Raw genomic sequence first — 13,999 nt, 5'->3', positions numbered from 1 at the left:
ATATTGGCGTCGTTGTCACGGAGGTCGAAGACCCCGGACGTAGTGCCGTAGTCGCACTGGAAAAGATCAACGGGTGGGTTGGCGATGGGCTGGGGTGCAAGAATAATGTTAAATTGAGTAGTTGCAAAACAAGTTGGAACAGTATTACTTTCAACTCTTGCAAAAATAAATTGGGAAGCTGTAACAATATGTGGCTGTGATAACGGATTTATCCCAGCAATGGCATCGACGGGAGTAGCATGGTAGGTTACTGTATATTGAGCAGGTAATTGTCCATTTAGAATAATTGCGTCAAAAGTAACATTTAAGTTTATAGGTTCTTGACCGGGCACGCCGACATCGCATAAGTAATAAGGACTTGCAGGGGCTGTTGCCGTAGCGGCCGCAAAACTAATTTCAAAAGAATCAATGGCATAGCAAATTCCATTTGGTTCTTCTATTCGAACCCAAATAATTTCGGAGGAACCGACAATGGGATATGCATTTGCCGGAACAATTGGATTGGCGTCATTAATTGCGTCCAGCTGATTACGATGATACGTTATTTCAAACAATGGATCCTGTCCACCCCTTACGTCATCATCATTTTGCGTTAAATCGAATATTCCTGGATTGGTACCGTCATCACAGATTTCAATATCTTGAGGAGGGCTCGCAATTACTGGCTGTGCGAGAAAATTCACATCAACATCATCAGATATGGTGCAACCGTTATCAGTAGCCTCCACGGAATAGTTTCCAGAATTTGGAGGATTCACGGTATAGGTAGGATTGGTTGCTCCCGGAATTAAACCTCCATTAAAAAACCATTGATAGGTTACTGTAGGCACTCCTGTTTCCGCATCTAAAATAATTGGCGAAGAAGCACAGGTTTCAATATCTGGACCTAATTCCACTGAAAATGTTGCTTGAAGTGAGACTTGTACCTCATCAGTCAATACTACAATATCTCCGTTGCAGGAATTCGTATAAGTAACCCGAGCGGTATATACCTCAGTACCCGACGGACAAACATTTATTGTGGGGGTAGTACCAATTACATTGCCCGCGGCGTCTAACCATTCAAAAGTATAGGTAGGAGGGCCAGTGGGGGAAAAACTCCAAGCCTCATCTGAAGTTGTCCACGGAGAATCCGAGGTGTTTCTTCCCGGAGGAACGTACGCAATGGTTCCCGCATTATTCTGTATTCCCATTGCGGCATTACCGTCATTCCACGTGGGACACACAGGTTTGTTCTGAATGTACATTTCAATTACGTTGGAAAATTCATAAAAAACCACCATTTGCGTTGCCCGAAGATTATTGCAAGATCCAGAATAAAGCGGTACCTGATAATATGAAACAACCAACACTCTATTTGGATAAGCACCAATAACTTCATATCCTATTTCCTCTGAGCTAGATTGCGTAGGGTCCAAATCATGGACCGGCAAAAGAATATTCGCCTCTGCCAAGGCCTCTTCAAAATTATTTGGAAGGTCGGCATCAAAATCCCAGCCATTTGAGGATGGTCCCGTGTCACCCGGATCAACATCAAAACGAACTACACCGTTAGAACCTACTTGAAATTGTGTTATGGTGTTTCCAAAAAAACAAAATTCGAACGGAAGATTATCCACTGGTGACCAGGCATCGTCAATATTCGGGTTCAGTGGATTGGCAAGGCCATTATAAGGAAATGGCGGCACATATGGTATGGAAGAAATTCCATAATTACTGCCAGAAGTGTCATAGGTTTCTAGGAAATTTGCTGTTAAATCCGTGCAGCCCGTGCTGCAGTCCACTACCACATCCGGGCCAGCATTAACAAATAATGAACCTGGACCTTGTGAAAAAAGTAATAATGGTAATTGGAATAATAATAACGTTATAAAAAATTGCCTTGGGGAGTAAAATTTATTCATATTGTCAAGAAAAAATGAGGGGGGAAATTAAGAAAATTTTATGAAAACCTAAGAATTAAAATTCTAAAAAATAAACTTCCTATTTTTAAAACCCCAATGCTATTGCGTATCTTTGCAAGCTTATAAAAGTTATTCACAACTATAGCATGAATTTAGAAAAACAACTGAAAGAGATAGAAGCTATGGGCAATGACCATATTGGAAGTTCCACGGAAACACCCATGCGAAACGATGCCTTTGAACTGAGCGATATTGAAAAAATAGCGAGCATTAAAAAGGACGTTCAAAACATAATGCATACCCTTGGACTTGATCTTAATGACGACAGCTTGAAAGGGACCCCGACCCGTGTTGCAAAAATGTTCGTTCAGGAAATTTTTGCGGGCCTGCATCCAGACAGAAAACCTAAGGCTTCTACCTTCCAAAATAAATACAAATACCAGGAGATGCTGGTAGAGAAAAACATTACGCTCTATTCCACTTGCGAGCATCATTTGTTGCCCATAGTCGGCAAGGCGCACATTGCCTACATTAGCAACGGGTCTGTGGTGGGGCTATCAAAAATGAATAGAATTGTCGATTACTACGCCAAACGGCCACAGGTTCAAGAACGATTGACCATGCAAATAGTTAAGGAGCTGCAGCAAGTTTTAAACACAGACGACGTGGCTTGCGTAATTGATGCCAAGCACCTCTGCGTAAATTCACGTGGAATTCGAGATATTGACAGCAGTACCGTAACCAGCGAGTTTGGCGGAGCTTTCAAAAAAGTTGAAATTCGAAGAGAATTCCTGGATTATATAAAAATGGATACGCAGTTTTAATATAAAAGATATTCCATAATTTCCTTCGAATAGAAGTATAAGAATAGTTCCGTAAAAAACTTGAATAGCCACCCTTGAAACAGCACGAGCTTTACATTTACAATTCCCTTTCTAAAACCAAAGAAAAATTCACGCCAATTCACCAAGGCGCAGTGGGAATGTACGTCTGTGGACCAACAGTATATAGTAACGTACATTTAGGCAATTGCCGCACTTTTCTTTCCTTCGATTTGGTTTTCAGATATTTAAAACATTTAGGTTACAAAGTTCGCTATGTGCGGAATATTACCGATGCCGGCCATTTAGAAAACGACGGCGAAAGCGGCGACGATCCTATTCTTAAAAAAGCACGCATTGAACAATTGGAGCCCATGGAAGTGGTCCAAAAATATACGGTAGATTTCCATACCACGATGGCAAAATTCAACGCCTTGCCGCCGAGTATTGAACCCACCGCAACAGGCCATATTATTGAACAAATACAGATTGTTGAAAATATAATAAAGGAAGGTTTTGCTTACGAAAAAAATGGCTCTGTCTATTTCGATGTATTGAAATTCAACGAGACCAACCAATACGGAAAATTGAGCGGAAGAAAACTTGAGGATATGATTGCAAATACACGCGAACTTTCCGCCCAAACCGATAAAAAAAATCCCCAGGATTTTGCTCTTTGGAAAAAAGCAGAGCCCCAGCATATTATGCGCTGGCCCTCACCCTGGGGCGAAGGTTTTCCGGGTTGGCATTTGGAGTGCACCGCAATGAGCACCAAATATCTGGGCAACAATTTCGACATTCATGGCGGGGGCATGGACCTAAAGTTTCCGCATCACGAATGTGAAATTGCGCAAGCCGAAGCCTGCAATCACAGCTCGCCCGTAAATTATTGGATGCACGCAAACATGCTTACCCTAAACGGCAAAAAAATGTCAAAATCCACCGGAAATTTCATTCTTCCCAATGAAATGTTTACCGGTGAAAATGACATTTTAAGCAAACCCTTCTCTCCCACGGTCACCAAATTCTTTATGTATCAAGCACACTACCGCAGCATTCTCGATTTCAGCAGTGAAGCTTTGGAAGCCTCCGAAAAAGGGTTTAATAAACTGATGGATGGATACCGAATGCTCATGGATGTTAACACTTCGGAAGAAAGCAGTATTGATATTGAAAACTGGCGAAACGAATGTTATAATGCGATGAACGATGATTTCAACAGTCCTATTTTAATTGCAAATCTTTTTGAAGCGGTGAAGTTTGCAAATTCACTGAAGGATGAAAAAGAAACTATTTCCGAAAGGGATCTTTCATTGTTGAAACAAACATTACATGACTTTCTATTCGATGTTTTGGGGCTTCAGGACACCAACTCCGAAAATTCCGCAGATGGCGAAAAACTTGCCGCGGCAGTCGAAATTCTTATCCAATTGCGAAATCAGGCACGAGCCAATAAAGATTTTGCGATGAGCGATAATATTCGTGAGGCGCTTTCTGCTAAGGGAATTCAACTAAAGGACGGCAAAGATGGAACTACCTTTCAGGTGATGAGCTAAGAGTTATGGATTATGAAACTAAAAAAATTTTAATCCTTCCCTTCATTCTTTTAATTCGATTTTACCAAAAATTCATTTCTCCATTTACCCCGGCAACGTGTAGATATTCCCCAACATGTTCGCATTATTCCCTTGAAGCATTGCAAACGCACGGCTTGTTAAAGGGTTCTTGGCTGGCCGCAAAGCGCATTGCCAGCTGCAACCCTTGGGGAGGCTCAGGTTATGACCCGGTTCCTCCAAAATCGGAAAATTCGTAATAGTGATTTCTGATTTAAAACAATATCTTTACGCTGCTTATTAAAAAACCCCCATTATGCACTATTTAAGTTTTACCTGGAATCCATCGGAAGGGATTGACCTGGGTTTTTTTATGATTCGTTTTTACAGTTTGATGTTTGTTGTTGCCTTTACCCTGGGCTGGATTCTGACCAAAAAAATTTACCAAAGGGAAGGTCTGCCACAGGAAAAACTGGATAGTCTTTTCATTTATATGGTTGTTGCAGTTCTGCTTGGTGCCCGCCTGGGACATGTAATTTTTTACCAACCAGAACTTTTTGTGGATGATCCCCTTTCGGTTTTTCTTCCCATAAGCACAGTCCCGGAATTCGAGTTTACGGGTTTCCAAGGTTTAGCGAGCCATGGCGCGGCGATCGCTATTTTGATTGCCATGTATTATTACACTAAAAATGTGATTCAAAAACCATTTTTATGGATTATGGATCGCGTTGTGATTGCAGTTGCCGCCGGTGGAATTTTTGTGAGAATCGGGAATTTTATGAATTCGGAAATCATTGGGAAGCCATCCGGCGATTTTCCACTGGGCGTTCGGTTTATCCATGAAGGCATCCGTAAAAACGAAGCAGTACAGGCCACTGGCATCCAAAACCCTAATAAGGCCTATGATGCCATTGTGCACAATCCACAATTTTCTGAACTATTGGCTTCGGTGCCATTTCGGCATCCGGCGCAGCTTTATGAGGCATTCGGATATGTTATAGTGTTCTTGGTTTGCTGGTATCTATATTGGAAAACGGAACGGAGAAAACAAATTGGCTATATTTTCGGCGTCTTTTTAATCCTGCTTTTCACGGTTCGTTTTATAGTGGAATTTGTAAAGGAAAGCCAAGGCGGGTTCGAGTCGGCTTTGGGCTTACTTTCAACTGGACAATGGTTGAGCGTTCCTTTTATCATTGCTGGAGTATATATAATGTGGATGGCTTCCAAAAAAACAATTGCGCAATAACAAACCATAAAAATAGGGATTAGAACCACGCGTACCTTATTCTATTAACATCGCATTGAAATGAAAAAAACATTTATAGCCGCAGCAATAACGGTTTCAATCTTTTCTTTTTACAATTGTAAAGACACCGCGAAAAGTCCGGTTAAAAGTTTAACCCGAGAAATAACCTTTACCAAAGAAGGTGAACTTACCTTATTGAAGTCGAAAAACGATTCAATAATTGCCACGCTGGATATTGAGATTGCCGATGATGAATACTCAACCCAAACAGGTTTGATGTATCGCAATTCGCTTGCCGAAAATCAAGCGATGCTATTTATTTTTAATGATATGCAGCCACGTTCCTTTTATATGAAGAATACTGAAATTCCGCTGGATATTATTTATTTAAATGCAGAGAAGGAAATTGTAAGTTTTCAGAAAAATGCCAAGACTTATGATGAAACCTCGCTTCCGTCCGAGGCTCCCTCGCAATATGTGTTAGAAATTAATGCAGGGCTTTCCGATAAATGGAAACTGGAGAAAGGTGACAGAATTGAATTCACCAAAAATTAATGAACGAGATTTTCTGGTTTAATTTAAAATAAAAAGCCCTCTCCAATTTGGAGAGGGCTTTTGTTTTCTTTGGAATATAGCGTATTATGCTTCCACAACGGGAGTTTCCTCTTCTTCCTTTTTATCTATCAAATCTTCAACTTTCTTTCTTTTTACGGTATCATACATAACTGGGGTAGCAATGAACAATGATGAATAAGTACCCACAACAATACCAACTATTATTGCGAACAACAGTCCACGGATAGACTCGGCGCCCAGGAAGAACATACTCAATAACACCACAAGAGTTGTGAAAGATGTATTTAACGTTCTACTTAGCGTACTGTTTAAGGCAACATCAATAATTCTGCTCATCTTCCAGGTTGGGTGTTCGCCAAAATATTCACGAATACGGTCAAAAACAATTACGGTGTCATTCAATGAATAACCAATAACTGTTAGAATAGCCGCAATGAAGGCTTGGTCAATCTCCATACTGAAGGGCATAAATCTATAGGTAAGTGAGAAAACACCCAGCACAATAAGTACATCGTGGAATACTGCGGCAACGGCGCCCAAACTAAACTGCCATCTTCTAAAGCGCAACAATATATAAAGGAAAACCACCACCAATGAACCGAATACGGCCCAGAAGGAATCCTTCTTTATGTCATCGGCTATGGTTGGGCTCACTTTGTAATATTCCATTCTTCCTATGGTTTTTCCGGTTTGGTCTCCCACGAATTGCTCATAGGTCATCGAGGCTGGCATATCCTTTTTCACTGTTTCAAAAAGCATGCGCTCTATTTCTTCGTCAACTTCGGTACCGGTTTCCTCTACCTTATATTTCGTTGTAATTTTCAACTGGTTATCACCGCCATAGGTTTTTGCCTCGGCGCTTCCAAAGGTTTCGATTAAATTTTGTTGAATTTCCTGCGAGTTCACATCCTTTTCGAATCGAACTGTATAAGTACGTCCACCAACAAAGTCCACCCCTTCATTTAGACCGAGAGTGAATAGTGAAGTAATGCTTATTAAAAGCATGATTCCGGAAAACACATATGCAATTTTGCGTTTTCTTAAAAACTGGATATTTACATTTTTGAAAAGATTCTTGGTTATGGAAGTTGAACAAGGTAATGATTTTCCATTTTTTGTATAGGCATCAATAAACAATCTGGTGATGAAAATGGCCGTGAACAATGATGTTGCAATACCAATCAATAAAGTAGTTGCGAAACCTTGAATTGGACCGGTTCCGAATACTAAAAGAATTAAACCAGTAAGACCGGTGGTAATGTTGGCATCTAAAATGGAAGACAAGGCATTATTAAAACCATCCTTAATGGCATCTTTCTGCGCCTTTCCTTTTGCGAGTTCTTCTTTTATCCTTTCAAAAATAAGCACGTTCGCATCCACCGACATACCGATGGTCAAAACAATACCTGCGATACCAGGCAATGTGAGCACTGCCCCAAGCCCCGCCAAGATTCCGAAGATGAAAAGAATGTTCACCAACAAGGCAACATCGGCAAAAATACCGGCTCTTCCGTAATAGCCAATCATCCATAAAAGCACCACAATAAGTGCTATAACAAAGGACATAATACCGCTATTAATGGCCTCATGGCCCAGCGTAGGCCCTACTACTTCACCTTGAATAATTTCTGCGGAAGCTGGCAATTTACCTGCACGCAATACATTCGCTAAATCCTGTCCTTGAGGCACCGTAAAGTCTCCAGAAATCTGGCTTCGTCCACCGGCAATGGCACCTGAGGTTACACCCGGTGCAGAGTACACAATGTTATCCAAAACTATGGCAATCTGGCTTTGGTTTTGGTACGCTTCGCCAGTCATTTGTTCCCAGACTTTGGCACCTTGACCGTTCATTTGCATAGAAACTACCACGCGGCTAAGGTTGTCAAATTCCTGTCTTGCATCCACCACAACGCTTCCGCCCAGCGGAGGAAGATTATCGCGATTTCCTTTTAATGCATAAAGGGCGGTAACTTCTTCGCCATTTAGTTGTGGGTTAGCTTCGGGCAATCCCCATACAAATTTCGCATAACGAAGTTCCGTGGGCATTAATGATTTTATTTGAGGGTTGCGCAAATAACCATTTATGGCTGCAGTGTCGTTAACCCTAAAAGTAGCGATAACCGGACTTCCCTGATTCCCTAACGAAACCATTTTTGAAAGTATTGGGTTCGCTTTATTGTCATCAACAAGCGAATCCTTCAAATCCTGGCCGCCCAACAGTTTGCTTACGTCGTCTTCCTCCGTATCGGTGGTATCAGTTACTGTTTGGGTTGTGTCTGCAGTTTTCGTTGTTTGTGTTTCAGCGGTTGATTTTGCCATGGCAATTTCACCGGCTTTGGCATCAGCGGTTTGAAGGAAACCTGCAATTTGTTCAAATTTATAGACATCCCAGAATTCAAGTTGCGCTGTACTTTGAAGTAGTTTTTTAACCCTGTCAACATCCTTTGCGCCCGGAAGCTCCACAAGAATTCTCGCAGATTTGCCCAAACGTTGGATGTTTGGTTGGGTTACCCCAAATTTATCAATTCGCTTGCGCAATACTTCAAAAGCAGAAACGATGGATTCGTCTATTTTCTTTTCAATTATGGGCTTTACCTGTGCATTGGTCATCCCAACATCAATAACATCTTCTAAATTTTTATTGAAGAAAATATCCGGGGAAGCAAGTTCATTTTCGCCGGGCAGCGCCTCAAAAGCCTTAAAGAAAGATTCAAGATAGGTTTCCTGGCTATTTTTCTGAAGTTCTTTCGCATTTTCCAATGCTTGATTAAAGGCTGGGTCCTTGGTGTTATTGGCCAAACCTTTCAAAATGTCCTTTACGGAAACTTCAAGAATAACGTTTATACCCCCTTTTAGATCCAGACCTTTGTTTAGTTCCTTCTCCTTTGCGGTTTTGTAATCTATACCCAAGAATACTGTTTGGTTCGCCACGGAATCCAGGTAGCGGTTTTCGGCGCTGTCCCTTTCATCTGGCTGGGTGTCGGGAAATTTGCTGTTGGCAAACTCCTTTGCGTTGTCTTCCACCTTGTTCGCGACATAGGTGAAGGAGAGCTGATAGATACTCACCAATCCAAAAAGAATGGCAAATACGGTAATTAATCCTTTGTTTTGCATGATATGTTTTTTTGGTCAGATTTTTTAAAACGCGCAAATATATGGTTTGCGATTAAGTCTGACAATTACGGTTGTTAATAAATTGGTTTTAAGCTTCACAAAAGTGAATTGGAAGCCGAAATTTTAAAGTGAAAAAATCCGGGAATGTTTTCTAAAATTTTTTCGTCTAAAATTTTTTAGAAGGAAATATTTCAAGATACCGGCCCAGCCCGAACCTCAGGGATTTTATGGGAAGAAGTGTCTATTAATAACGCAATGGTGCGATAGTTTTTATAAGCGACACTTTCAAAATTCTGTTTGAAGCCGAAATGGGTATCGTTGACAAGCGAGATAACTTGATTTAGATATTGGTCCTTCGCCGACTTCAGTTCCACCGGCAAGCCGTGAAAACCGAAATCTGATCCGTAATTCTTTTGAATTTGAATTACATCCAACCTATAAGTTTTAGAATGGTCATCACCAAAAGGAGATTCCGGTGAATGATTTCTTTTGGCAAAAAGGGCCTCATCAAGATTTATTTTGTTCTGTTTATAGAACAAATTCTTGATTACCGCCACATCAATAGTGCTGTAATAAGTTACCTTCAACTTTCCGTGCAGCAATTGCGACACTTGAATTTCAGCAACGCCAATAGCCTCTAACTGATTCGTTATTTCTGCAACGGCGCGCTGGGCATCCTCATCACTAACGGCATTTGCACCAAACTGAACAACAATTTCCTGATTGGGTAACGTAGCTTGTTCCCTGCTTGTAGCAAAAAAAGCAAGGGCAATCGTTAATATAGGAATGTACCATCTCCAGTTCACGCGCCAAATATAAAAAAATAACGGACGTATCCATCCCGTCTTTAAGTGTTTTATCCACGCGGCTGGAATTTCATGAAAATCGAAGCAAAAAAAATGTTGACCTATAAAGCGTTACTACAAAAATCACATCGACATCGATTCACGAAGAATTTGAAAAATTTGTAAACTTTTTAATGTCGATAATTTTTTTTTCGTTTGATTCCCAACAAATTAACAATGCCTTTTTGATAACTTATTTTTGTTAAATAAATATTAAGAACTCAATTGGTTACCTTTGAGTATTCCGAAATAAATCCTACAATCATCAAAATTTTTAAGAAATATGCAGATAGAAACTCCGCCAAAAAACAAGACCGTTTATTCGCAAGACGAAGCTTTTGCCGCTTCCGTTGAATATTTTAAAGGCGACGATCTTGCCGCCCGTGTATGGGTTAATAAATATGCTCTGAAAGATTCCGATGGCAATATTTACGAAAAAACCCCAGACGACATGCACCGTCGCATCGCGAAGGAAATTGCGCGCATTGAGCAGCGATATTCAAATCCTCTCACTGAAGATGAGATTTTTGACGCTATAAAGGACTTTAAGTATATCGTCCCACAAGGCAGCCCCATGGCCGGCATTGGCAATCCGTACCAAATTGCATCGCTTTCAAATTGTTTCGTAATTGGCAATGATGGCGACTCGGATTCGTACGGCGGCATTATGAAAATTGATCAAGAGCAGGTGCAATTGATGAAACGACGCGGCGGCGTTGGCCACGATCTTTCCCACATTCGCCCGAAGGGTTCGCCCGTTAAAAATTCGGCGTTGACCTCAACCGGAATTGTTCCTTTTATGGAGCGTTATTCAAACTCAACCCGCGAAGTGGCGCAGGATGGGCGCCGCGGTGCGTTGATGCTTTCGGTTTCAATAAACCACCCAGATTCCGAAGATTTTATCGATGCGAAAATGGAGCAGGGAAAAGTTACGGGCGCAAACGTTTCCGTACGAATGGACAATGCTTTTATGCAAGCCGTGAAAGATGGAAAAAATTACACCCAGAAATACCCGATTTTCAGCGATAATCCCAAATATTCCAAAGAAATTGAAGCGGAAAAACTTTGGAAAAAAATTGTGCACAACGCGTGGAAATCTGCCGAGCCGGGCATTCTTTTTTGGGATACGATTATTAACGAAAGCGTGCCGGATTGTTATGCAGATTTGGGCTACAAAACGGTTTCCACCAATCCGTGTGGCGAAATTCCGCTTTGCCCCTACGATTCGTGCCGTTTGTTGGCGATCAATTTGTTTTCGTACGTGGAGTATCCTTTCACAAAAAAGGCTTCTTTTAACTTCGATCTTTTCAAAAAACACATTGGCATTGCCCAAAGAATAATGGACGATATTATCGATTTGGAACTTGAAAAAGTGGACGCCATAATCGAAAAAATTGATGCCGATCCTCAAAGTGAAGAAATAAAAGCCGTGGAAAGAAATCTTTGGAAAAACATTCAAACCAAAGCCAACGAAGGCCGAAGAACCGGAATTGGCATTACTGCCGAAGGCGATATGCTGGCAGCTTTGGGAATAAAATACGGGAGTTCCGAAGGCATCGATTTTTCGGTTGAAATCCATAAAACGGTTGCTTTGGAAGCGTACCGCGCATCAGTTTATGCGGCAAAGGAACGCGGCGCTTTCAAAATATTCGATAGCGAAAGGGAAAAAAACAATCCGTTTATCCTTCGCCTAAAAGATGCCGATGAAAAGCTATATTACGATATGTTGGAATACGGCCGAAGAAACATTGCCTTGCTCACCATTGCGCCCACGGGAACAACCAGTTTGATGACGCAAACCACCTCGGGTATTGAGCCTGTTTTTCTTCCAGTTTACAAACGCAGAAGAAAAGTGAACCCAAATGATAAAAACGTGCGCGTAGATTTTGTAGATGAAGTTGGCGACAGTTGGGAGGAATACGTTGTTTTCCACCACCGTTTCAAACAGTGGATGGAAGCTAACGGAATTGCGACCGGTAAAAATTACAGTCAAGAGGAATTGAACAAAATCGTGAAGAAATCGCCGTATTACAAGGCAACTTCCAACGATGTGGATTGGATGAGCAAGGTGCGGATGCAAGGTGCGGTACAGAAATGGGTGGACCATTCCATTTCGGTAACCATCAATTTGCCGAACGATGCGTCGGAAGAATTGGTTGGGAAACTCTATTTGGAAGCTTGGCAGGCCGGCTGTAAAGGCGTAACCGTTTATCGCGATGGGTCGCGTTCGGGAGTTTTGATTTCCAACGAAGAAAAGAAAGCGGAAGAAAATGAAACCTTGACCGCCTTCCCAACGAAACGCCCGGAAATCTTGGAAGCCGACGTGGTTCGTTTTCAAAATAGCAAGGACAAATGGATTGCCTTTATCGGATTAATTGATGGCAAACCTTATGAAATATTCACGGGTTTTGCTGATGATGAGGATGGAATTTTAATTCCGCGGTGGGTGAATGAAGGGGTTATTATCAAAAATCGAAATGAAGACGGAAGTTCGCGCTACGATTTTCAATATAAAAACAAACGGGGTTATAAAACCACTATTGAAGGGCTTTCGCATAAATTCAACCCAGAGTTTTGGAACTATGCGAAATTGATTTCCAGCACCCTGCGCCACGGAATGCCCATTGAAAAAGCGGTGGAATTAATCAACAGTCTGCAACTCGACACGGAAAGCATCAACACTTGGAAAAATGGGGTAGCGCGTGCATTGAAACGCTACGTTGCCGATGGGACGGAAGCGAGAAAACAGAAATGTGAAAACTGCAACAGTACGTCGCTTATTTATCAAGAGGGGTGTTTGACTTGCAAGGATTGTGGGTCCTCGAAATGCGGGTAGTTCTCGACTGCGCTCGAACTGAGAATAATTTATTATGTAAAAAAGCCGGCAACTAGCCGGCTTTTCAATTTTATAAATAGTTTACTTAAACTACAACTCAAGCAAATCATTAACGCTGCGAACGCCTTCCGCACTTTCTTTCATATTGGCTTTTTCGGCATCGTTCAATTCAAGTTCCACGATTTTTTCGATACCGTTTCGGCCTAAAATAACCGGAGCACCTATACAAATATCTTCCATTCCGTATTCCCCATCAAGCATTACGGAGCAAGGGAACATTTTCTTTTGGTCGCAAGCAATTGCCTGTACCAAAGCCGAGACTGCAGCGCCTGGCGCGTACCAAGCTGAAGTTCCCAATAGTTTGGTTAGCGTTGCACCGCCAACTTTGGTGTCTTCCATCACTTGGTTTAATCTTTCCTCAGAAATAAATTTGCTTACAGGAATACTATTTCGTGAAGCCAAACGGGTTAACGGCACCATTCCCGTATCGCTGTGACCGCCGATTACCATTCCATCCACATCGCTAATTGGCGCATCCAATGCTTCCGCCAAACGGTATTTAAAACGGGCGCTATCCAAAGCCCCGCCCATCCCGATGATTTTATTTTTATCCAAACCTGATGTTTTATGGACCAAATACGCCATCGTATCCATCGGGTTGCTCACTACGATTATAATAGTTTTCGGAGAATTTTTTACAAGGTTTGACGAAACATCTTTCACAATTCCAGCATTAATACCAATCAATTCCTCGCGCGTCATGCCCGGTTTACGTGGAATCCCGCTTGTGATTACGCAAATATCACTATCTGCCGTTTTGGAATAATCGTTTGTTACGCCAGTGATTTTGGTATCAAAACCGTTTAAAGAAGCGGTCTGCATTAAATCCATCGCCTTCCCTTCGGCAAAACCTTCTTTGATGTCCAGCAAAACTACTTCGCTTGCAAAATTCTTGATGGCAATGTACTCTGCGCAACTCGCGCCAACGGCACCCGCCCCTACAACTGTTACTTTCATATTAAATGTTTATGTTATTGTTTGTATATTATTTTCCCGAAGAAAAATTCGGTTTTACTTTTCTATTCAGAATATATCTGAATGCAC

The 13,999-nt window shown here is 41.5% G+C and carries 10 protein-coding genes; 6 read left to right on the top strand and 4 right to left on the bottom strand.

The genetic code is table 11. The annotated features are described in order from the left end of the window. Positions 1 to 1,904, bottom strand: a 1,904-nt coding sequence (locus QRD02_RS13910; RefSeq protein WP_494337477.1) for an FIDD domain-containing protein, incomplete at its 3' end; no start/stop codon positions are given. Positions 1,905 to 2,050: 146 nt separating this feature from the next. Here QRD02_RS13910 and folE point away from each other — a divergent pair. The 5 genes from folE (at position 2,051) to QRD02_RS13885 (ending at position 6,079) form a co-directional block, all read left to right on the top strand. Next, the gene (folE, locus tag QRD02_RS13905) at positions 2,051 to 2,728 is read left to right on the top strand and encodes a GTP cyclohydrolase I FolE (protein WP_290255572.1); all 678 of its coding nucleotides are present in this window, start codon (positions 2,051 to 2,053) and stop codon (positions 2,726 to 2,728) included. Between the two features lie 74 nt (positions 2,729 to 2,802). Further along, positions 2,803 to 4,281 (top strand): cysteine--tRNA ligase, encoded by a 1,479-nt coding sequence (gene cysS / locus QRD02_RS13900; RefSeq protein ID WP_290255571.1) that lies wholly within the window; start codon positions 2,803 to 2,805, stop codon positions 4,279 to 4,281. A gap of 5 nt (positions 4,282 to 4,286) precedes the next feature. Continuing rightward, the gene (gene yidD / locus QRD02_RS13895; protein WP_290255570.1) at positions 4,287 to 4,538 is read left to right on the top strand and encodes a membrane protein insertion efficiency factor YidD; all 252 of its coding nucleotides are present in this window, start codon (positions 4,287 to 4,289) and stop codon (positions 4,536 to 4,538) included. Between the two features lie 56 nt (positions 4,539 to 4,594). After that, a complete protein-coding gene (gene lgt / locus QRD02_RS13890; protein WP_435373046.1) occupies positions 4,595 to 5,524 on the top strand; it encodes a prolipoprotein diacylglyceryl transferase in 930 nt (309 codons plus the stop codon). 60 nt (positions 5,525 to 5,584) lie between these two features. Further along, positions 5,585 to 6,079 carry a DUF192 domain-containing protein gene (locus QRD02_RS13885; RefSeq protein WP_290255569.1) on the top strand — a complete coding sequence of 165 codons (495 nt, stop codon included), beginning with the start codon at positions 5,585 to 5,587 and terminating at the stop codon, positions 6,077 to 6,079. Between the two features lie 84 nt (positions 6,080 to 6,163). Here QRD02_RS13885 and secDF read toward each other — a convergent pair whose 3' ends face one another. Both secDF and QRD02_RS13875 read right to left on the bottom strand, forming a co-directional pair. Further along, complete coding sequence (secDF, locus tag QRD02_RS13880; protein WP_290255568.1) at positions 6,164 to 9,214, bottom strand: protein translocase subunit SecDF; 3,051 nt, start codon at positions 9,212 to 9,214, stop codon at positions 6,164 to 6,166. Positions 9,215 to 9,405: 191 nt separating this feature from the next. After that, the gene (locus QRD02_RS13875) at positions 9,406 to 10,020 is read right to left on the bottom strand and encodes a hypothetical protein (RefSeq protein WP_290255567.1); all 615 of its coding nucleotides are present in this window, start codon (positions 10,018 to 10,020) and stop codon (positions 9,406 to 9,408) included. Positions 10,021 to 10,342: 322 nt separating this feature from the next. On the opposite strand from QRD02_RS13875, the gene QRD02_RS13870 reads away from it, so the two are divergent. Continuing rightward, positions 10,343 to 12,895, top strand: a complete 2,553-nt coding sequence (locus tag QRD02_RS13870; RefSeq protein ID WP_290255566.1) for an adenosylcobalamin-dependent ribonucleoside-diphosphate reductase — start codon at positions 10,343 to 10,345, stop codon at positions 12,893 to 12,895. A 90-nt stretch (positions 12,896 to 12,985) separates the two neighbouring features. Here the strand turns inward: QRD02_RS13870 and mdh are convergent, their stop codons facing one another. Further along, positions 12,986 to 13,912 (bottom strand): malate dehydrogenase, encoded by a 927-nt coding sequence (mdh, locus tag QRD02_RS13865; protein WP_290255564.1) that lies wholly within the window; start codon positions 13,910 to 13,912, stop codon positions 12,986 to 12,988. Between the last annotated feature and the right edge of the window lie 87 nt (positions 13,913 to 13,999).

The sequence above is a fragment of the Aequorivita aurantiaca genome, assembly GCF_030410135.1.
GTDB lineage: Bacteria > Bacteroidota > Bacteroidia > Flavobacteriales > Flavobacteriaceae > Aequorivita > Aequorivita aurantiaca.
The sequence above is the reverse complement of the archived record's forward strand: the minus strand, read 5'-3'. Positions and strand labels throughout refer to the sequence as shown.

Excerpts from the sequence above, each read along its gene's own strand:
- folE (WP_290255572.1), top strand. The coding sequence starts at position 2,051 with ATGAATTTAGAAAAACAACTGAAAGAGATAGAAGCTATGGGCAATGAC.
- yidD (WP_290255570.1), top strand. The coding sequence starts at position 4,287 with ATGGATTATGAAACTAAAAAAATTTTAATCCTTCCCTTCATTCTTTTA.
- lgt (WP_435373046.1), top strand. The coding sequence starts at position 4,595 with ATGCACTATTTAAGTTTTACCTGGAATCCATCGGAAGGGATTGACCTG.
- QRD02_RS13885 (WP_290255569.1), top strand. The coding sequence starts at position 5,585 with ATGAAAAAAACATTTATAGCCGCAGCAATAACGGTTTCAATCTTTTCT.
- secDF (WP_290255568.1), bottom strand. The coding sequence starts at position 9,214 with ATGCAAAACAAAGGATTAATTACCGTATTTGCCATTCTTTTTGGATTG.
- QRD02_RS13870 (WP_290255566.1), top strand. The coding sequence starts at position 10,343 with ATGCAGATAGAAACTCCGCCAAAAAACAAGACCGTTTATTCGCAAGAC.
- mdh (WP_290255564.1), bottom strand. The coding sequence starts at position 13,912 with ATGAAAGTAACAGTTGTAGGGGCGGGTGCCGTTGGCGCGAGTTGCGCA.